Source organism: Nostoc sp. UHCC 0251, assembly GCF_034932245.1.
GTDB lineage: Bacteria > Cyanobacteriota > Cyanobacteriia > Cyanobacteriales > Nostocaceae > Nostoc.
The window spans coordinates 1-20,945 of record NZ_JAYGHD010000352.1 but is presented as its reverse complement, the minus strand read 5'-3'; the positions used below and the strand labels follow the sequence as shown (position 1 = coordinate 20,945).

General features: G+C 43.3%; 17 protein-coding genes and 3 pseudogenes. 10 read left to right on the top strand and 10 right to left on the bottom strand.

Annotated features, from left to right (window positions below; translation table 11 throughout):
• The coding region (locus VB740_RS29820; RefSeq protein ID WP_323203454.1) for a hypothetical protein at positions 1-316 on the bottom strand (316 nt) is incomplete at its 3' end.
• Between the two features lie 314 nt (positions 317-630).
• On the opposite strand from VB740_RS29820, the gene VB740_RS29815 reads away from it, so the two are divergent.
• The 6 genes from VB740_RS29815 (at position 631) to VB740_RS29790 (ending at position 6,271) form a co-directional block, all read left to right on the top strand.
• The gene (locus tag VB740_RS29815) at positions 631-2,418 is read left to right on the top strand and encodes an ATP-binding protein (protein WP_323203453.1); all 1,788 of its coding nucleotides are present in this window, start codon (positions 631-633) and stop codon (positions 2,416-2,418) included.
• Positions 2,419-2,452: 34 nt separating this feature from the next.
• The gene (locus VB740_RS29810; protein ID WP_323203452.1) at positions 2,453-4,573 is read left to right on the top strand and encodes an ATP-binding protein; all 2,121 of its coding nucleotides are present in this window, start codon (positions 2,453-2,455) and stop codon (positions 4,571-4,573) included.
• A gap of 135 nt (positions 4,574-4,708) precedes the next feature.
• Positions 4,709-5,122, top strand: a complete 414-nt coding sequence (locus VB740_RS29805) for a response regulator (RefSeq protein WP_323203451.1) — start codon at positions 4,709-4,711, stop codon at positions 5,120-5,122.
• A gap of 6 nt (positions 5,123-5,128) precedes the next feature.
• Positions 5,129-5,536, top strand: a complete 408-nt coding sequence (locus VB740_RS29800; RefSeq protein ID WP_323203450.1) for a response regulator — start codon at positions 5,129-5,131, stop codon at positions 5,534-5,536.
• Between the two features lie 215 nt (positions 5,537-5,751).
• The gene (locus VB740_RS29795) at positions 5,752-6,027 is read left to right on the top strand and encodes a type II toxin-antitoxin system Phd/YefM family antitoxin (protein ID WP_323203449.1); all 276 of its coding nucleotides are present in this window, start codon (positions 5,752-5,754) and stop codon (positions 6,025-6,027) included.
• On the top strand, positions 6,014-6,271 hold the full coding sequence (locus tag VB740_RS29790) for a type II toxin-antitoxin system RelE/ParE family toxin (protein WP_323203448.1): 258 nt from the start codon (positions 6,014-6,016) through the stop codon (positions 6,269-6,271). The genes VB740_RS29795 and VB740_RS29790 overlap by 14 nt, the downstream gene beginning before the upstream one ends.
• 85 nt (positions 6,272-6,356) lie before the next feature.
• Here the strand turns inward: VB740_RS29790 and topA are convergent, their stop codons facing one another.
• Positions 6,357-8,528: a type I DNA topoisomerase gene (topA, locus tag VB740_RS29785; protein ID WP_323203447.1), complete on the bottom strand. Its 2,172-nt coding sequence runs from the start codon at positions 8,526-8,528 to the stop codon at positions 6,357-6,359.
• Positions 8,529-8,951: 423 nt separating this feature from the next.
• Here topA and VB740_RS29780 point away from each other — a divergent pair, with 423 nt between their 5' ends.
• Genes VB740_RS29780 through VB740_RS29770 form a run of 3 tightly spaced genes read left to right on the top strand, consistent with a single transcriptional unit; the run spans position 8,952 to position 11,380 of the window.
• Entirely contained in the window at positions 8,952-10,307 is a 1,356-nt protein-coding gene (locus tag VB740_RS29780; protein WP_323203446.1) for an AAA family ATPase, read from the top strand.
• Complete coding sequence (locus VB740_RS29775) at positions 10,304-11,170, top strand: DUF4435 domain-containing protein (RefSeq protein WP_323203445.1); 867 nt, start codon at positions 10,304-10,306, stop codon at positions 11,168-11,170. The genes VB740_RS29780 and VB740_RS29775 overlap by 4 nt, the downstream gene beginning before the upstream one ends.
• A gap of 18 nt (positions 11,171-11,188) precedes the next feature.
• On the top strand, positions 11,189-11,380 hold the full coding sequence (locus VB740_RS29770) for a hypothetical protein (RefSeq protein WP_323203444.1): 192 nt from the start codon (positions 11,189-11,191) through the stop codon (positions 11,378-11,380).
• 53 nt (positions 11,381-11,433) lie between these two features.
• On the opposite strand, the gene VB740_RS29765 is transcribed toward VB740_RS29770, so the two are convergent.
• The 8 genes and pseudogenes from VB740_RS29765 to kaiC all read right to left on the bottom strand — a co-directional run bounded on the left by VB740_RS29765 (position 11,434) and on the right by kaiC (position 19,824).
• Positions 11,434-12,345 (bottom strand): DUF928 domain-containing protein, encoded by a 912-nt coding sequence (locus VB740_RS29765; RefSeq protein WP_323203443.1) that lies wholly within the window; start codon positions 12,343-12,345, stop codon positions 11,434-11,436.
• A 299-nt stretch (positions 12,346-12,644) separates the two neighbouring features.
• Positions 12,645-14,555: an ATP-dependent zinc metalloprotease FtsH gene (gene ftsH / locus VB740_RS29760; RefSeq protein ID WP_323203442.1), complete on the bottom strand. Its 1,911-nt coding sequence runs from the start codon at positions 14,553-14,555 to the stop codon at positions 12,645-12,647.
• 276 nt (positions 14,556-14,831) lie between these two features.
• Positions 14,832-15,125 (bottom strand): annotated as a pseudogene (locus tag VB740_RS36910) (sensor histidine kinase); the annotation flags it as partial.
• A gap of 87 nt (positions 15,126-15,212) precedes the next feature.
• Positions 15,213-15,518, bottom strand: a pseudogene (locus VB740_RS36905) (sensor histidine kinase); the annotation flags it as partial.
• A 96-nt stretch (positions 15,519-15,614) separates the two neighbouring features.
• A pseudogene (locus tag VB740_RS29755) lies at positions 15,615-17,333 on the bottom strand (PAS domain S-box protein); the annotation flags it as partial.
• 27 nt (positions 17,334-17,360) lie between these two features.
• Positions 17,361-17,711 (bottom strand): circadian clock KaiB family protein, encoded by a 351-nt coding sequence (locus VB740_RS29750; RefSeq protein ID WP_323203440.1) that lies wholly within the window; start codon positions 17,709-17,711, stop codon positions 17,361-17,363.
• 43 nt (positions 17,712-17,754) lie between these two features.
• Positions 17,755-18,069 carry a circadian clock KaiB family protein gene (locus VB740_RS29745; protein ID WP_323203439.1) on the bottom strand — a complete coding sequence of 105 codons (315 nt, stop codon included), beginning with the start codon at positions 18,067-18,069 and terminating at the stop codon, positions 17,755-17,757.
• A gap of 48 nt (positions 18,070-18,117) precedes the next feature.
• Complete coding sequence (kaiC, locus tag VB740_RS29740) at positions 18,118-19,824, bottom strand: circadian clock protein KaiC (protein WP_323203438.1); 1,707 nt, start codon at positions 19,822-19,824, stop codon at positions 18,118-18,120.
• Between the two features lie 470 nt (positions 19,825-20,294).
• Between kaiC and VB740_RS29735 the strand changes: the two genes are divergently transcribed.
• Positions 20,295-20,840, top strand: a complete 546-nt coding sequence (locus tag VB740_RS29735) for an NADPH-dependent FMN reductase (RefSeq protein ID WP_323203437.1) — start codon at positions 20,295-20,297, stop codon at positions 20,838-20,840.
• The last annotated feature ends 105 nt before the right edge of the window (positions 20,841-20,945 follow it).

Sequence of the window (20,945 nt, the reverse complement as noted above, 5' to 3'; positions counted from 1 at the left end):
GCGTAGCTATGCCGCAGGCTTTACGACAAAGCTCAGTGACCACCGCAGGCATCGCTTCCCTTAGCACTATCAATCGCAAGTCAATTTCAATATTGGCTTTCATCCGAAAAAATCTTGCTGGTATTAGAAGAAACTTCCAAAATCTTCCTTCAGAAAGTACCAAGGGCAAATCATTTTGTCGTAGTCTTTGTTTTATGCGAATCAAAGGAAGCCAAAAAAAGCAGGGGGCATCTATGCTAAACCTAACAATCAATGGGGGATTATAACCACAATGAGTGTAGGGTAGCGAGTCCGTAAAAATATTGGAGGCCACCATACCTCCGGTATGGTGGCCTGGCCCCAAACAGGTCTTGGCATAAGGCTTTCCCAAATACTTTTTCTTTCGTCCTACTTTCTACCTTGCCCGGAGGGCTTGGCCAAAATCCAGGAGTAAGAATGAAAGGGTTTTATACTACCACCCGATTGTAAAATCACCTTATTAGGCGGGTGTATAAAACTCTTTTATTCAGAATTCAAAATTCAGAATGAATTCTGATTTTTTCTTGATAAAAATTGAAGAAATGTTACGAAACTTGGGTGAATCTGGACAGGAACTGCTAAGGCAATATTTCTTAGAAGCGGAGTAGTGTAATGACGAATGAGGAAGTGGAGCAAATATGTTTAGAGGAGATTCTTATCACCGAAGAATTGTCTCGTAGAATACCTAGAACCACTGACCTCAAGCAAGAAAACAATGCACTTCATACCCTGATAGGGCAAGTAGTTGAGCAGCCTCAAATTCTGCTCAAAAAGCTTGTAAAAATAATTACTCAACTGTGTCAAGCAGAATCAGCAGGTTTCAGCTTACTTGAGGTGACTCCGAACGGGGAAGATATTTGTCGCTGGTTCGCACTAGCTGGGATGTTAGAAGCCTATGAACAAACTGCCACCCTTTATAGCTTTAGTTGCTGCGGCATCTGCCTAGAACGTCAAGCCCCCCTGCTCTATTCCTATCCAGAAAGGTATTTCACCTTCTTGCAACAGGTTAAGCCAACAATCGTTGAGATATTGGTGGTTCCTTTATTGATTGCCAATCAACCACTTGGCACGATTTGGATTGTATCCCACGATGAGCATCGGCAGTTTGATCGAGAAGACTTGCGGCTGATGACAAGCTTCGCAAATTTTACAGCCACCGTTCTTTACAGTAACAACGCCCGTCAAGCAGCCGAAGAATCTGCACGGCGTGAGCAAGCCGCCCGTGCCGTTAGCGAAGCGGCACAAAATGCAGCTGAACAAGCCAACCGTCTCAAAGATGAATTCCTCGCTGTTCTATCTCACGAACTGCGTTCCCCGCTCAACCCGATTTTGGGTTGGGCAAAACTCCTGCAAACCCGCAAATTTGATGAAGCAAAGACGGCTTATGCCCTAGAAACCATTGAGCGCAATGCCAAGTTGCAGTCTCAGCTGATGGAAGATTTACTGGATGTTTCCCGCATTCTTCAAAGCAAACTCAGCCTGAAGATCAGTTCTGTCGATCTGTCCGCCGTCGTTGAAGTAGCCCTTGATACTGTGCGTTTAGCGGCTCAAGCCAAGTCAATTCAACTCAAGACAAAATTGGAACCGGATATAGGGCAAGTTTTGGGCGATCCCAGTCGCTTGCAGCAAGTCGTCTGGAATTTGCTCTCTAACGCCGTTAAATTTACAGAGTCCGGGGGGGAGGTGGAAATACGACTTGAGCGCGTGGGTACACAAGCGCAAATCCAAGTGAGTCACACAGGTAAAGGCATCAACCCAGAATTTCTGCCTCATGTATTTGATTACTTCCGTCAAGCTGACAATACCACAACAAGAACCTTTGGTGGCTTGGGGCTTGGTTTAGCGATCGCTCGTCAAATCGTTGAACTGCACGGTGGAACAGTCCAAGCTGAAAGTGAAGGAGATGATAAAGGTGCAACCTTTACTGTCTTGTTACCTATCAAGAGTGCCGAGCCTCAAACAAGTGAAGACAAAAGTTTGCCTGACGATTCTTCTAATCTTCAAGGGATAAATGTGTTAGTCGTGGACGATGAAGTTGACACCCGCGAGCTAATAGTTTTCATCCTGCAACAGTATGGTGCTTCTGTGCGTGCCTTCGCCTCAGCTTCTCAAGCACTAGATGCCTTTGCACTTGAGAAACCAGATATTATTTTAAGTGATATTGGGATGCCAGAAATGGATGGCTATATGCTGATTCGGGAAATTCGTAGACGCGAAGCGGCTTGTCGTCAGACATCGCTACCGCCTGAACAAGGGGGAGAGATTCAAGCGATCGCACTTACAGCCTATGCTGGAGAGATAAACCAGTCAAAAATTCTCCAAGCAGGATTTCAAAAACATTTGACTAAGCCAATAGAACCAGAAAAATTAGCGATGGTAATTGCTAGCCTAGTTAAATAATTAAATAATCATTTTAAGAAGTCGAGAGTAAGAGGTGGCTACAAATTCCGGTTTTAGAAACCTAAAAGATCAGTTCCTTCCTGAACGCAAAGAAGCTCTGCTGGCTCGGATGGCGAACCGCATCCGGCAATCGCTGAACCTGCAAGAAATTTTGGATGCAACTGTGGTCGAGTTGCGGGCATTTTTGCAAACCGACCGGACTAAGGTCTACCGCTTCGATCGCGACGGGCATGGACACGTCGTTGCCGAAGCCAGCGCCCCCAACCGCCTACCTTCTTTGCTGGGATTACACTATCCATCTGATGACATTCCGCCGCAAGCGCGGGCTTTGTTTGTTAAAGCACGTACTCGCTCCATTGTCAATGTCAGCGAGCAGCGAATTATTCTCAACTCGCTGCCGACTCCCAAAACAACGGCGATCGGAGACTTGACCGTTGAAGAAGTGCAAGAGCAACCCCTCGAAGATATCTTAAGCCGTCCGGTAGACCCCTGCCATGTAGACTATCTCACCCAGATGGGTGTGCAATCTTCTCTGGTAGTGCCAATAATTTATCAACAGGAACTCTGGGGGCTATTAATCTCTCATCATGCCGAACCCAGAGAGATTACATCTGAAGATTTGCTGGTCGTGCAATTGCTTGCCGATCAGGTTTCACTAGCAATTACCCAGGCGAGTTTGCTGAGTCAGGTACAGGAACAGCAGCAGCGTGATGCGATCGTTAATCAGATTGCCACCATGTTGCACGCGCCTCTGACCCCTGAAGATATTTTGCATAACGTTCTAGAGAAAGCAGTCAAAGCTTCTGGCAGTTCTGGAGGAAGGTTGTACCTAACTTCCCCGGATGAGGCTTTACCAGCCCATCTTTATACTTACGGAAATCAGCCGGCTCCATCCGAGCATGAGCAACCACACTTACTAGAAAATCATCCCCTTTGGCAAGAGGTAGGGGAAACTCCTGCTCCCATCGACACTGCCTTAACCCAAAAAGATAAACCTGCCCTGCGAGTGGTAATTAATCTTCAGCAAGAACCGCGTCTGCACCAACTGATTGAATCCTTCCAGACCACACCGATTCGGGGTTTGATTGTTCAACCGTTGTATTATGGTAAAGAATTTCTGGGGTATCTAACATTCTTTCGCGACCAAATTGGCACAAAAAATCTTTGGCCAGGCTATGAGGAAGCCGATGAGCGCCAACAGCGGCCCCGCCAGTCAATGGCACAATGGCAGGCGCTCAAACAAGATAAAGCTCACCCCTGGAGCATCGAAGAGATGGAACTCATCCAGTCTTTGAACATTCACCTATCGCTGGCCGTGCTGCAAAACCGCCTTTATCACCGGGAACGCCAGCAACGCCTGATAGTTGAGATGCACAACGAAGCTCTCTCTCATGCCCGAGCTGCCGCCGAAGAGGTGAGTCGCCTCAAGAGCAACTTCTTGGCTTCTACCAGCCACGAATTGCGAACCCCTCTGGCCTCGACCTTAAACTATTTAAAGTTGCTCAAAGAGCGTCTTTATGAAGACGAAGATGAGTTGCGCGAATATATAGACGGCGCTTACCAATCGACGCAAAATCTTGTCACCATCATTAACGATGTCCTTGACATTGCCAAGATTGAAGACGGGCGCATAGCCTTAGATTTAGAGACAGTTTATCTGCAAAAGCTTTTACAAGAGCAGTGTTTCCTTTCTGGTGCCGAAAGCCGCTACAAGTCAATTCCTCTGACACTCGACTGTGAAATCGAGACTGTTTTCGCCGACAAGATCAAAGTCCGTCAGGTGATGACAAACTTGCTGGATAACGCCTTCAAATTCACCGATGAGGGTCAAATCGATGTCAGGGCTGTCGTCGATAGTACTGGGACAATGGCTCAAATCTCGGTACACGATACAGGTATCGGTATTGAGATGGAAAACTCAGAGCAACTGTTTTCCCCATTTGTGCAAGCTGATGGTTCTGCCCAGCGCTCCTACGGGGGCACCGGCTTAGGGCTGACTATCTGCAAGCGATTAGTAGAACTGATGGGTGGTAAGATATGGCTTGAAAGCCCTGGACTAGGGCAGGGAAACACGGTGATTTTTACCCTGCCTCTAAACGAACAAAGTCAGGTAGGAGGTCAGGGTTCTCTAGTTGAGGGCCAAGCCCCTAGCTAAAAGCTAGGGGCTTGGCCCTTGGAAGATATTTCACCTGACTATAAAAAAGATGAGTATTTTCATGGATTTTAATATTTGGACGGCAATTAAAATCACCTGTACCTTACTCTCATTGGATGTAGGCGCTTCCACAGCATGGAGGTTTTAGTAACAATCTTGAACATCCTGCTGGTTGAAGACAATCAACTCCTAGCTAAGGGAACCGCCAAACTAATCGAACGTTTGGGGGGTCATCAGGTGTTTATTACTGCCGAACCAAAAGAGATATTCAACCGATGCGAAGCGGGGGCAGTAGAACTGGTGATTATGGATATCAATTTGCCGGGAGCTAGGTGGGAAGGGCAAAAAGTCGATGGCTCCATCCTGTCGCGCCATCTGAAGACACAGTGGAAACAGTTACCAATTATCCTGGTGACGGCTTACACTATGCCCGCCGATCAACATCTCCTGTTGTCCCAATCTGGGGCTGACAGTTGTTATACCAAACCCATAACTGACTACGATGCCTTTTTGGATATGATTAGTTTTCTTGGTCAAAAAAGGAATTGAATCTCCATGTATAAGCTGGCGATTTTGGATGATGACGAACACTGGTGTCGCATCGTCCAACGCTTTCTGAAGCAACAATATGACGTGGCAATCTATAAGTCAGTGTCTAGTTTCTTGTGGGAGTTAGACGAACTAAACCAGTATGATATCTTTCTGGTTGATTTCGTGCTGCCTACAGCTCGGTATGAGCTAAGTACGGATGGCATGGAAATCGTTACCGCTCTCAAGCGCCGCTTGGCTCGTTCTCCTGTAGTCATCCTCGTCACGGCTTACATGAGCAAGAATGAGTTAGAGGTGCATGGCAAACAAATGTGTCCAGAAGCAGACGGATTTTTTGCCAAGGATGCCGGACTAGAATTATTGGCTCACCAAATGAAGCGGCTGCTCCCACCAGGTACAACTGAGGATAGTTAACGGGAAAAATACTTAGGATTTTCTGACTTTCGCTTGTTCTAAATTGAGCTAAAGAGTGGTTTGATGCGATCGCATCACAGTGCATAAATCTAAAATCAACTGGAAATTGTTTTATCCATTGTGTAATATTAGTACATAACGTAAATTTTGTATATTTTTAGCAATTTGTACAAAAATTACATTTGAGCATCAATTATTTAATTTTGTGAGGCGCTATGACTGCCATAAGTGCAACAGAAGCTCGCGCAAACTTCCAAGAGCTTATTAATCGTGCTGAGTATAAGGGTGAGCGGATTATAATTCAGCGTCATGGTAAAGCTGCTGTAGCAATTATCGGTCTTGATGATTTGAAATTGCTTGAAGCTGTTGAAGATGCTATTGATTCAGAAACGCTTCGTCGTGCAATTGAGGAAAATGATGGGTTTACTACCTTAGAGGCAATTAGTGCCAAGCGTGGAAATGAGTTAACGCTACAGTTTGAGAATTGCTAAAACTGCGGAAAAGGATTTGTTAGATTTGCAAGCGAAATTTTATAAACAGGTTGTATCAAAAATCCTTTTGCTTCAAGGCAATTCTCGACCTCAAGATTGCAAAGCCTTGAAAGGCTATGAGGGTGGTTATCGTGTCGATCAAGGTGAATATAGAATTCTCTACACAATTGATGAAGAAAGTAAATTGATTGATGTTTTTCGTGTTGGTAAGCGAAATGATGGTGAAGTCTACAAAAATTTGTAATCGGACTTTACTCCATAGACTTCTTTTCTCTCGTTCTCATGCTCTGCATGGGAACGAAGAACTCCAAACTTTTAACTCTTAACTCTTAACTCTTAACTTCTAACTCCCCAAACTTAGGACTCCACCACCCTTTTTGTGTGCTGAAATAAGCCACATCTTTATGTTTGGTATCTTTACGTAATTGTGGATCAGAACATCGCAACATTTTCTTACTCTGCCCCTCTTTGATGTAACTGTACTCCTCTAAAGGTTTCTTACATACTGGGCAGGAATATGCCGTCATCTTCACGGGAGGCTTTTGTTGATTTTCAGCTTGGACTGTTTTAGCTTGTGGTGGCTGCCAAGTCTTGTTAAAGTCGCTCCAAAATAGCACGACATTTTCACAGCCTTTTGTGCATTTGAGAAAATATTTCTTTTTAACCTTAGTACTCGGAATTTTGGCGAGAAAATTTTTGCATTCAGGGCATCGCGTCTTGGAAGTTTCATATTTCCGCTCAGTTATCACATTAGCTTTACCTGTTGGGGAACTCGCAACTACAGTTTTAGCTTTAGAAAGCGCTGGTACAAAATAATTCTGATTCCAACTAGTTAAATAATGCTGCCAAGAGTTTTTTCCTTCAGAAATTGCATCAAGGGCATCTTCCATTTTTGCTGTGAATTCCGCCTCTAGTAAATCAGGCAGTGCTTTGAGCAAAAACGCATCAACTTCTAACCCTAAGGCTGTCGGTTGCAGATGGTCTTTTTTCAACTCGACATAATTTCGTTTTTTTAAGGTAGCAACAGTAGGAGCATAGGTACTTGGGCGACCAATTCCTTTACGTTCCATGAGTTGCACTAATTTTGGTTCGCTATAACGGGGTGGTGGCTGCGTCTGCTTTTGCTCATGTCCAGCATTCTCCAGTTTTAATGCTTGTCCCTGTTGTAATGAAGGTAAAACACTATCCTTGCTGAGATTATTCCAGTACCGAGCATAACCGTAAAATTCAATTACTTGCCCTCTTGCTGACCATAGTAGAGAACCAGACTGAGTAATCACCAAAGTTTTACGCAATTGGGCAGCCCGACACTGAGAAGCAATTGACCGTTTCCAGATCATCACATACAGATTAAACTCATCATCAGGAAGTTCTAAGCGCAATTGAACTGAGGGACGAAACACATCCGTTGGACGAATCGCTTCATGTGCTTCTTGAGCCGATTTGCTACTACGATGCTTGGCGACTTGCTGCGGTACATTCGGCGGGTCATTTTGCTCTAACCATTTACGGGCGCTGGCACAAAATTCTGGACTCAGCATTACTGAATCTGTTCGCATATATGTAATCAGCCCTGCCTCATAAAGCTTTTGGGCCACAACCATAGTTTTGTCGGGAGCAAACCTCAGCTTTGAACCGGCTGCTTGCTGAAGGCTGGAAGTTGTAAATGGTGGCGGTGGCTGGCGGTTAACAATTTTTCCTTCAAAATGAATCACCTGATGAGGATGTCGCTGTGCTTCTTCAACTAAACGTGTTGCCTCTGCTTCGGAAAGAACGCGCTTAGACTCCGGTGTTTCTGGACTATTACCTACCTTAGCGTCATCATGAGTTTCAGTTTCTTGGTCTGCTGCATCTTTTGCAGAATCGACCGTTCCTTTGTAAAAAGCTCGAAATCCTTCCGCATAATCTACCCAGACACTCCAGTAATCTTGGGGGACAAAAGCCAGAATTTCGTTTTCTCGCTGACAAATCAGGTGCAACGTCGCGCTTTGAACTCTGCCAACACTCTTAGCGCCGTTATTCAATGCCCAAACTAAAGGGCTACCCTTGTAACCCACCAGCTTATCTAGGCAATCTCGGCACAACCCAGCACCGATTAAATTTTGGTCTAGCTTTCTGGGATTAGCGATCGCACTCTGTACCGCCGATGCTGTAATCTCAGTATAAATTACTCGTTTCGGTTCCCTTAAACCCAGCGTTTCTTTGAGATGCCAAGCGATTGTTTCGCCTTCCCGGTCTGGGTCAGTTGCTAAGACAACTTCATCAACCTGCCTCACCGCAGACTTGAGCTTCTGGATTGTTTCTTTCGCTCGTTGGTCACGCGGGACGTAATTGCATCGAACATTACTGCCGTCCATGACGAAGCCCAAGGAATCGTCTCCTTCATTGCTGAGTTCTCGGATGTGGCCACAACTGGCTAGAACTTTCCAATCCGAACCCAGAATTTGACTGAGTTTTTTGACTTTTCCGGGAGATTCTACCACAAGCAGGCGTTTGATCATAGCAACTGCGTTCTAGATTTTGAGCAATAAACTGGCAATTGCAATGAGCGATGGCTGCGCCAACGTCAAAGGCAAACGCCCACCCTCGTGATATGGATTTTATAGAATACTGTACCAAAAAGCTTGGGAGATTGCTGAACTCAGTTTAGAGGTAAATCATCTTAACGCGATGCCTGATTGTGCGATCGCTGTTGGAACTGGCTCAACTATTATAATTTTAGCCTTAACAACCTAGTTAAACAGGGGAAAATCTGTAGAAAGATTCCGCAGGGTGTGGAGGTTACCTTCCAAGAACGCCTAAAAGTCAGAACTTTCTAAGAAAGACGACACAAAAGAATAGGATTTTTGTTCCCTGTGCTTTCCAGAAAAAGATAGAAGTTAGAATTAAAGCCATGAAGCCAATGGCTATAGGACTAGATGACTATGCGAATTAAGCAAATTTACGTCAGTGGCTTATTTGGAATTTTTGACCATGTGATTCCATTGAACATGGATGAAAGAATTACCATTATTCATGGCCCAAATGGTTTTGGGAAAACAGCCATTTTAAGAATTTTAAATAGTTTTTTTAACTCCCGATACGCAGAGTTAAGAGCTATCCCGTTTAAAAAATTTAGAATTGAATTTGATGATAGTACTAGTGTTGAAATAATCAATAATATCGAAAGCTTAGAAAAACCAAAAAATAAGGTTTTTTTCAACTTTTATAAGCATGATTTAAAAACAGATTCTTTTACTTTAAAGCGAGTAAATTATCGTGATGAAAGAGAAGTTTTCATGAGCTTTTCGTCAGATGATCTTATCCCCGTAAAAGAACAATTATATCCTACAAAGTTAATGAATTTTTCTATAGAAAAACATCGTTATTTAGAAGACTACCTACAGGGCTTTTATAGCTTATCGTCCTCAAATTTTAAGTCACAAGAAGAACCTGATTGGTTAGGAGAATTGAGAAGCAATATTCATATTCGCCTCATTGAATCACAACGGTTGCTTAATTTTATTCCTAACCATTCTTCCAGACGCTCTGCTGAAACACCTTCAATATTATCAACCGTGTCTGCCTATTCTGATGAACTTGCTAAACTGATGCAAGATAAATTTAAAGAATACGGTACAATATCTCAATCTCTTGACAGAACTTTTCCTATAAGAGTGGTGAAGCAACAGCCATCTACAGATTTAACAGATGAACAACTTCGTCATCAATTAAACGAGCTTGAAGCGACTCGCTCTCGCCTTATAGAAGTAGGTCTTTTGGATAAAGATGAAGATACAGAATTTCAAATCCAGCCTCAAGATATAGATGAAAGCACCAAAAATGCTTTGTCGGTATATGTTCAAGATGTAGAAAAAAAGTTGAGCGTTTTTGCTGAAATAGCAAGCAAGATTGATTTATTAAGGAAAATTATTAATAATAAGTTTGCCTATTCCTACAAAGAGATAAACTTTAGTAAAGAAAAGGGATTCGTTGTCACAACAAGTTATGGCTCCTCATTATCTAATTCAAAAACTCTTTTGCCAACAGATTTATCATCTGGAGAGCAACATGAGTTAGTTCTTCTCTATGAACTACTATTTAAAGTTAAACCTAACTCTCTAGTTTTAATTGATGAGCCTGAATTATCTCTTCATGTAGGTTGGCAAGTTCAGTTTTTAAAAGATTTACAAGACATCACACAGCTTGCAGATTTAAATATACTAATGGCTACTCATTCACCAGATATAATTCAAGATCGCTGGGATTTGACGGTTGAACTGAAAGGGCCACAAAAGTGAGAGATTTTCTAACAGTTGACCGTGTTGCTAACCAAATACGATTACGACGAAGCACATATACTGGAACTTTCTTATTAGTGGAAGGAAGTTCTGATAAAACTTTCTATAAGCGATTTGTTGACCAATTAGTTTGTGAGTTAGTCGAAACATCAGGAAAACCCTCTAGTAAACAGCGTGCTATTGAAATTTTAAAAATTTTGGAACACTCAAATTTTCAGGGAGTTCTAGCGATTGTTGATGCAGATTTTGATCGCCTTGAAACTTTGTTATACACCAGTCCTAATCTTCTTTACACCGACAGCCATGACCTTGAAACTATGCTAATTAACTCACCAGCATTTAACAAAGTACTCGCTAAATTTGGTTCTGAAGAGAAAATTGCTCAGTTTAATCGAGACGTAAAATTAGTATTAGTTGAAAATGGGATGTTGGTAGGTTATTTACTTTGGATCTCTAAGTGTGACGGATTAAATCTAACCTTTGAGGGTATTACATTTAGCAAGTTCATTCATGAGCAAACTTTACAAATTGATGAACTCAAGCTGATTCAGGAGATTAAGAATAAATCCCAAGCTTTCTCTTTGAACGAGAAAAATCTGCAAGAACGGCTAAAGACTCAGAAAAGCAATAACCACGATCCTTGGGAAATCTGCTGCGGTCATCATTTGGTGGAAATTCTGTCGCTTGGTTTACGCAAAGCACTTGGTTCTAACAAAGCTGCTGATGTTGAAGCGAATAGTCTTGAGCGTAGTTTGCGGCTTGCTTATGAAGAAATCTACTTTCGCCAGACACAACTCTACTTGGACATTCGTATATGGGAAAGCAATAATCAGCCATTTAGGGTTTTGCGGAATGGCACATAAATACCAACTTCAACAACTATGTACAATATTGTTATTTTTGACACCCAGCGTTTGAAGAGTGTTAGTGTCGGTAGAAGATCAGGCGATCGCACTTCCTGTTCTCTCTACCAGCTTGACTTACAGCAGTTATTAGCGATAATTGATACCGTCCACGCCATAAGTATTTGCGTAGGCGTAGCCCGTCGTAGACATCGCTTAATCTTAAATTGAAGGGTAAAAACCCAGCTTCTCTATGAAAACCGGGTTTTTAAGTAATTATTAATTTACTTCTGATTAGTACAACAGGGCAATAAAGGCTTATTTACAACTTCTTTAATGTCTACTGAATTTAACAAATCTTCCCAATATTTTTGAACTTCAGGATCGTTAGGACGCTGGCGGCGTAAATTAGCTAAAGTTCTTAGAGCATCTTCCCAAAATCCGGCGGTGGCAAATAAAACTGCACGATCCAAGTCTGTATTTGGTTGCTTTAGCTGAAGAGATAGGTTTTCATCTTGCGATCGCACTATTGTACCTTCTATATATGAGTCCTTATCGCGGTTGCGAGGATCACAAATCATTGAAAAAGTCCAATTATACTCTTTACCGATTTGTAGAGATGGCTGATTAGCAGGTACATTGACACTAACAATACCATTTTGCCCAACAGGTTTGAAAGTTCCCTTATACAATGGGTCAACGCTATTATCATCCCGCAAAACAAATTCTAGTGCTTGTACTGTTGTAGAGGTTTGAGGAACATAGAAAAAGAATGTGGGACGCTCTGCTGTAGTTCGTTGAGCTTCCTTATCTGTTGGTGTCAGGGGAATGAGATATTGTCCAGTTTGAAAGCAACTTCCTCGTGTTCCTGCTGACCTTACTCTACCAGGTCTACCTGGGACAAAGGCAATACGATTTCTGCCACGTTGAATGTAACCTGTAACATTTCTAATTGCAGTAGTTGCGTACCTATCTCCAGGACGTAGCCGCTCTGCTTGCTGAAAATATCTTAAAGCTTTTCTATAGTTTCTCCGTTTGGTTTCATTATAACCAAGTTGCATATATTGAGTGTAAGCAGGTTGAGCTTGTGCTAGTTGGTAAACTGATGTTGCCAAAACCTGAGTAGTGCTTAGAGGCTCGAAGGGGAGAAATGCTAAAGCAGCAAGCAGATAGCTTGCCCAAAATCTATGTTTCATGATGTCCATATCCACTTGTAGTACATTGCTTGCGTATATATAATACAATAGCCTAAGCTTTACAGTGGCAAGACTTTATCTGTACTAATTTTTGAAAAAAGGTAGCTTTGTGACTTCTTCCCAAAAAAATAAATTCCCGGCTTTTTGAAAAAGTCGGGAATCTGAGCCTTTAGATTTTCTACTAGTACAGAGGGTGTGTAAATCCAGTTACCATCTCAATTAACAAGACTTGGGGCAAAATCCATTTGTTAAAGGTAGGCAAACTTCCGCCACATTTTACTAGGGAGTGTCAACTATTCCTAATGAGGTACAGCCAATTTTTCATCGGCTACCTGGGTATTATCAGCAACAATTTTGCGGAATGCATCACCTTCAATTGTTTCCTGTTCTATTAACAAATCAACTAAACGCTCCAAAACTATGCGGTTTTCTTCCAACAATTCTTTGGCTCTGATGTAGGAATTGTGAACAATTTCACGCACCTGTGAATCAATTTTGGCGGCAATTTCCTCAGAATAGTCTGATTTATTCATCCAGTCACGTCCCAAAAATACCTCTGCACTCTGATTTTCTAGTGACAATGGGCCTAATTCTGACATCCCGAAGCGTGTCACCATCTGCCGCGCCATTCCTGTAACTTGTTGCAGGTCATTACCTGCACCTGTGGTAACTTCTGGCTTACCAAAAACGATTTCTTCGGCGGCGCGACCACCCAAAGTGCCAGTAATCCTGGCTTTGAGTTGGGAACGGGAAATTAACCCCTGTTCTTCGTTGGGAGTAAACCAAGTTAATCCGAGTGCTTGTCCCCGTGGAATTAATGTAACTTTCTGCACAGGGTCATGCTCTTTGATCAATGTGCCTACTAAAGCGTGTCCAACTTCATGATAGGCAATCAAGCGCTTGCTCTTGCTGTCTACTAAAGCGGTACCTTCCATACCTGCAACCACTCTATCCACAGCAGCATCAATTTCTAAAAGGGTGACAGCTTCTTTACGTCTCCTAGCAGTGAGAATGGCGGCTTCGTTGAGTAAGTTGGCTAAGTCTGCGCCAGTAAATCCAGGAGTGCGACGAGCGATCGCTTCTAATGATACGCTAGGATCAATTTTTTTATTCCGTGCGTGGACTTTCAAAATTTCCAGTCGCCCTTTCAAATCCGGTGCATCCACCATCACTTGTCTGTCAAAGCGTCCTGGTCTGAGCAGCGCTGCATCTAAAACATCTGGGCGGTTAGTGGCAGCAATAATAATGATACCTGTGTTACCTTCAAAACCATCCATTTCGGTGAGGAGTTGGTTCAAGGTTTGTTCGCGCTCATCGTTACCGCCACCGATACCAGCACCCCGTTGTCTACCTACTGCGTCAATTTCATCGATAAATATTAGACATGGGGCATTCTCTTTGGCTTTCTTGAAGAGGTCGCGCACGCGAGATGCACCCACACCGACGAACATTTCCACGAATTCTGAACCGGAAATACTGAAGAATGGTACACCCGCTTCACCTGCGATCGCTTTTGCTAGTAAAGTTTTACCAGTACCCGGAGGCCCAATTAACAGCACTCCTTTGGGAATACGTGCGCCTACAGCAGTAAATCTTTCTGGCTGTTTCAGGAAAGTCACAACTTCTTCGAGGTCTTCTTTAGCTTCTTCAACCCCGGCTACATCTTCAAATTTAACTCCAGTTTTTGCCTCCATTTGGAAGCGAGCCTTGGATTTGCCGAAATTCATTGCTTGGCTAGAAGCATTAGTAGAGCGTCGGAGGAACAATAGCATTAAAGCCACCAGCGGCAAAATCCACATAAGATTGATCAACAGCCCAACAGCAGCTCGACTGTTAGCAGAGGAAACCTCGCCAAAATCAACATTCTGGTCTTTGAGAATGTCAATTAACTCTGCATTTTGCGCCAAAAGTCTCACCTGTTGAGGTGGTGTATTCTCCTTTTGCCCCTTTAGATAAACCTTTGCTAGCTGTTCGGTTTCGTCAAGCTCTACTCTTTCAACTTCTCCCGCCTTCACTTTCTTGATCAACTGACCATAATTTAGAGGTGTGCTTTCTGTTTTTTGTGCCAATACGGGAGTATTCCCAAAAAGTCCTGGCAACATAATCAAACTAGCTGCGATGCCTACAGCGGGTTTTGCCAACGCACCAACCCAAGCAACGCGCTTTGATGACTGCCTTTTGATCAATGCTTTTTTTTCCAAATTTGTCATAATAATTACCCTTTGTCTGCTGGCACAAGTTTGAGCTATGGTTTTATGCCTATTCTTCTACCAAAAATTGTAATAACTGGAAATTACACTTTTCTTATCTAGTCTAACTTCCACACAAAAGCATTCCCAAATTTCTTCTGGTTATTACCAAATCCTAAGCGTACTCGTACGGGGATCTTGCTACGCGGTAGCCTCTCGTAGAGAGCGTCTTGATTCTGACCCCTCGGCGGAGCGTCTCCGACCCCGCTCCTGAATTCTGACTTCTGAATTGTCAACTTAATTGCACAAACGTGAGATAAAAGAGATTTTGAATTCGGTTCCCTGTTGGCTGTTAATCTCAATCGTGGCGTTAATCTGCTTGACCAAACCATAAACCAGGTTCAGCCCCAAGGTTTTAGCTTTGTTAATATCAATATTATCGGGTAAGCCGATGCCATTATCTTGCACAATCAGGGTTGAGGTACGCCGACACAGATTGTCAAGAAATTCACAGGATTGGAAAAACTTGATCTGAATTTCACCCTCGCCATCGCCTGGGAAAGCATGTTTTAGTGCATTAGAAACAAGCTCGTTCAGAATTAATCCACAGGGTATGATAGTTTCAATATCTAAGTTTGCATTCTCAAGCTGAAGATTAAGTTTAATTTTATTTGAACTAATTTTATAAGAATCAAATAGAGAAACTGTTAAATCTCGAATGTATTGAGCAAAATTAATATTGGCAAGGTCTTCAGAGCGGTAAAGCTTTTCATGGACTAAGGCGATGGAGGTAATACGGTTTTGGCTATCTTGTAAAACCATCGTTGCTTGGGGGTTTTGAGTGCGGCGAATCTGCATTTGTAGTAAGCTGCTGACAATGCCGAGATTGTTTTTGACGCGATGATGAATTTCCTTGAGCAGTACTTCTTTTTCTCGTAAAGAAGCTTTGATGTGTTCTTCTGCTTCTTGAAGTTCAGTAATCATCTGATGTAACTCGGCGGTTCGTTGTGCAACCCGGATTTCTAGCTCTTCCTTAGCCTGTTTCAGCGCTTCCTGAGCATATTGGCGTTCTGCTTCGATGCGTTTATGTTCAGTAATTTCTTGACAAACAGTATTTATGCCAATAATTTGATTGCCATTCTTTAAGGGCAAAAAGCTCTCTAACCAGGTTTGTTGCACTCCAGGTTGGGCTGGCGTTTCTCCGCTAATTTCCACATTTAGCACTGGTTCTCCCTTTTCGAGAATGGGACGCAAGACTTCCTCCGCAGCGTCAGCTAGTTCCGGTAGCACCTCGCGCACCGTGCGCCCGATATGTGCTTCAATCGATACCCCATTCATGTCTGCCAATCGCTGGTTAATACGTATGAAGCGGAGATTAGTGTCTACAAAGCTTAAACCAATCGGGGCTGACTGGTAGATAGCTTCAATTTCAGCTAGTTGCTGCTGAAGCTGGATCTGGCTTTCTCGCAGTGCGGTAATATCGGTTAGGACACCAATATAACCAACAGTAGTACCCCTGGAGTCAACTTCAGGCAAGGCTTGAATGTAGAACCAAACCACGGTATCGTCTGGACGGATACATCTACCTTCGTTTTGGTAAAGCCTGATCTTTTGCGAGTCCTGACACCATTGCAACCATTCTCTGGCAAGGCGATCGCTGTCTTCGGGATGGAGTGGTTGCACCCATCCCATTCCCAATGCTGTTTGTGCTGGTCTACCAGTCATTTCGCTCCAGCGATCGTTGACATAGATACAGTTATTAGCATTATCAAACCGGAAAATTACAATGGGAGAAGCTTCTGCCAAGGTTGCAAACAGGCGTTCTCGCTCTCGTAAAGCTTCCTCTACTTGTTTGCGTTGAGTGATATCGGTAAGAATCACCACTGCCCCGCGAAAGTGGTTGTCCTTGTCAGTTAGAGGGCGGGCGTTTAAAACCAGATTAAAGACTTTTCCATCTTGGCGTTCAAACTCCACCTCCAGCCCTTGATAGCTTTCTCCATGTATTACCGATGCAATTGAAAAAGGAACCTTGAGACTGGTTCCTGTCTCAAGATTATTTCTGGCGATCGCCACATCCTGAGTTATTGGCAAAGAAAAATTTGACTGGCACAAATAGAGGGGGCACTTGGTATCAAACGGTTGCAAGAGTAAATTTTCGCCCCACAGTTGACAGGCGATCTGACTGACACGAATAATTTGTCCGGTATGGTCACAAACTAAGATAGCTTCCCCTGCTTGCTCCAGAATTAAACGCGCCAGTCTTTCTGCGGCAATAGTCTTTTCATGGTGTTTTTGTGCGGTTAAATCGTTAACGACAATGCAATTGATCGTAGATTCACCCAGACTGAGATGATTGATCGATAAATAGACAGGAACCTCGACGCCATTACGAGTGTTGAGGAACAGTTCTACAGAATTTCCTTTGCCCTGTGCTGATTGCTGAACTATTGCCTGAAACAGGGGCATATCTTGTGGAGAAATTAAACGTTGAAAATCGGAACCAATCAGCTTCTCTAAGGGTTGCTGCAATAAATTTGCCAAACTTTTATTGCAGTATAAAATCAACTTTTCACTTGAAATGATCGCAGCCCCCTGTTGCATTTCCTCTACTAACAGTCGGTAGGAATAGTCAGCACTCTGGAGGGTAAAAATTCTTTCGCCTTGAGGGGTAGAAATGACCAGTGCATCTACCTCGCCTTGCTGAATCGCTCGTAGAGTTTCCTCGCTTGTGGCCAGACGATCGCGCAGAGCTTGAATTTCTGCTAGTAGTTCTGTTTTAGATTTTTGCTGATCTTCCATTGTTTAGCCCACAAGGTTGGTGATGTTTTATTTGGGCACAAGGTCTAACCCAAGCAATACTTTTTCTGTATTGGATAGATCCCCGATGATGCGTCGTAGAGGTAGGGGTAGTTCCTTGATCAAGGTAGGGATAGCAATAACATTATCTTTTTCCATGTGTTGAGACGATTGGTAAACGTCAATCACCTCTAACTCATATCGTCCGTGTAAATAATTTTCACAGAGTAATTTTAGGTTTTCCAACGCCTGCATCGAACGGGGAGTCGTTCCGGCAATATATAACCGGAGATAGTACTCTTGCTGATCCTGATTGGCGATCGCATCCTCAAAAATTTTAGCCCAATCATCACCTTCTACTTCCAGCGGTACATGATTCACTATTAAGCCTTCCTTCTCATTAGCAATGATTTAGACTGGTTTTTTATTCCCCGAATTTTCTTAGATCAAGTCCCAGTAAAACTTTTTCTTGATTCGATAAATCCCCAATAATTTGCCGAATCGGCTGGGGCAGTTTTCTGACCAGGGTTGGAATGGCTAGGATGTGATCTTGCTTTGCCAAATCTGGGTTCTTTAATAAATCAATGACTTCAATTTGATATTGACCGTTGAGGTATTCCTCACACAGCTTTTTCAGATTGGCAAAGGCGCTCACCGATTTTGGAGTCTGTCCGGCAACATAGAGTCGCAGTTGCCATTTATCAGATCCAGGCGATTTTACTTCGCTATGTTGATTCATGGCAAGTACTTCCTGATGTTTAAAATCCAGTTACTATCTGTATTGATGTTAGTCAGCCCAACGCAGCTGCGCCATTGTCTGTTGATCCTGGAGCGCTCTTTTTTCATGTACATCCACCTCTTGAATCAGATCATTGAGTTCTGCTGCTTGTGCCTGCATCTGCATTTGTAAAGCCGCAATCTCAGCCTGCATAACTTGCCGTTGTTGCTCTAACTCCCGGCGGCGGTTGGCTAGCTGTTGCTGTTGGCGCAGGCGTGCCTGCTTGTCTGCTGACTCTTGGATTGCCCGAGCCGTTCCGGTGAGGACTTGGTTCTCTCCCAGGTAGACATCGAGCAGTTCAACCCCTTGAGAGGTTAGCCGGAATTCCCGTACCTGGTTAGAGTGTGCCATTCCCCGAGATTTTAAGATTTGCAACAGGCGATTGCGTTCGCCGTTGCTTTCAATTACTCGTACTTCTATCCAGGTGTCCATTAGTGAAGAGATCCCAATCTCTGTATGTTCGAGCGGATTACCTCCGACAATCAAATTAGTCATCAACACCGTCACCTGTCGTGACTTCAAATAGTCAATCAGGCGCATAAAAAAGGCTTTGACTTGCAGGAGGTTGCCTGCTATGGTTAGGTTGCTTAGGGGATCAATGATTATTGTGGTTGGCTGGAAAGAGTTAAGCCAGTGATGGATCTGCACCAGATGCATTTCTAAGCTGTAGGCGGTTGGACGCAATGAGCGAATTTGGAGTAATTCCTGTTGGATATAAGGCTCTAAATCCAGACTGAGCGATCGCATATTGCGGAGAATTTGCTGCGGTGCCTCTTCAAATGCCAAATACAGACACCGTTCCCCCCGACCACAAGTAGCTGCACTAAAAAAAGCTGCGAGCGTACTCTTACCTGTACCAGCCATTCCCGTGATCAGAATACTGCTACCGCGATAGTAGCCCTCTCCCCGCATCATCGCATCCAGACGCGGGATACCACTGGAAACGCGCTCCGTGGAAACTCTATGGTTTAGCCCGATGGAGGTAATTGGTAATACAGAAATACCATCTTCTTGAATTAAAAACGGATATTCGTTACTGCCATGTTGGGAACCTCGATATTTCACAATTTGCAGCCGTCGGGTAGACAGTTCGTCGTGAACTCGCTGATCTAGGCGAATAACGCAATCGGAGACATATTCCTCTAAGCCCTGGCGAGTTAGACTATGTTCACCCCGTTCACCAGTAATAACGGCGGTTACTCCTTTCGTTTTCAGCCAGCGAAACAGACGACGTAGTTCTGCCCGCACAATGGCAGCATTGGAGAAACCAGAAAACAAAACCTCAATGGTATCTAGGACTACTCGTTTGGCACTAATTTTATCGATCTCATTGCCCAAGCGAATAAAAAGCCCTTCCAGATCGTATTCACCAGTTTCCTGAATCTCAGACGGATCAATATAAATACAGTCAATTGTAAGTAGATTTTCTGCCACCAGCTGATCTAAATTCCATCCCAGCGAGGTGACGTTTTGAGACAGTTCTTCGGCAGTTTCTTCAAAGGCAATAAACACGCCAGGTTCACCATATTGTGTCGCACCCCGAAATAGAAACTCCATCCCTAGCAAGGTTTTACCACAACCAGCAGAACCACAAACCAAGGTGGATCGTCCTTGGGGAAGTCCGCCTCCAGTAATTTCGTCTAGTCCCTGGATTCCTGTGGGACACTTGGGTAGTTGAGTATTGCGGGATTTGCTTGCACTGTTGAGTTGAACCATACATATATAGAAAGGATTATTCAGTACAAATAATAATAAACATCCTCCGATAGCCTTATTTCTACCTTATAGCGTTGTTGTGAAGAAAATTTGAAGGGGTTGGGGCAGGTTCTTAAATATTTACCATGTAGGTAATGCCTTAGCAGATAAGCGTTATATCAAGCTTGTGATATAACGCACATATAACGAACGCCAATACTGCCAAGAGTTACTATTTTTGAATCAGATGGATTTGATGACTCAGGTAGTATGTGGAATGATATGGCTCTGTCAGCGCACAATCTTTTAACCACACTCAATGTGATTAATTATTCCAGATCCTTACTCGTGACTGCTTTATTAGAAAATTTCCCGATAAATTTTAATTTGACACATTCCGATACAAATCGCTAAGATAAACATAATCATAACGATTCCGCTTTTGAGAAAACTCTGGTGATAGTAGCTAGTTAATAGTTTGTGGGTTAATTATGGTGAAAATTATTGGTATTGGTGGTAGTTTAAGACCCAACTCATATACCCAGCTTGCTTTAAAAGTAGCAGTACAAAGAGTAGAAGCCCTTGGTGCAGAGGTAGAAATTCTGGATTTACGGCAGTTGCAACTACCATTTTGCACTGGCGCAAAGGAGTATCCAGAGTACCCAGATGTTCAGCGCTTGCAAGATACAGTTAGTCAGTCCGATGGATTAATTTTAGCGACACCTGAGTATCATGGTGGCGTTAGTGGTGTCCTGAAAAATGCTTTAGATTTGATGAGCTTTGAGCAACTGTCGGATAAAGTTACAGGATTGATTAGCGTCTTGGGTGGTCAGTCTAATAGTAACGCTTTAAATGACCTCCGGTTAATCACCCGATGGGTGCATTGTTGGACGATCCCAGAACAGATTGCGATCGGACAAGCTTGGGGTGCATTCAATCCTGAAGGCAAGCTGCTAGATGAAAAACTCTCTCAAAGATTCGATCAATTTGCTCAGAGTTTGGTTGATAATACTCGCAAGCTGCGGGGCGTAAATTAGTTTGTAGGGTGGTCAAAGCTTTGCCCACCCTACTAAACTCAAACTTTACTTAATAGACTTCTTGCATAAGTCGGGAAAAGGGCAAGGGGGAAGGGGAAAAAGTTC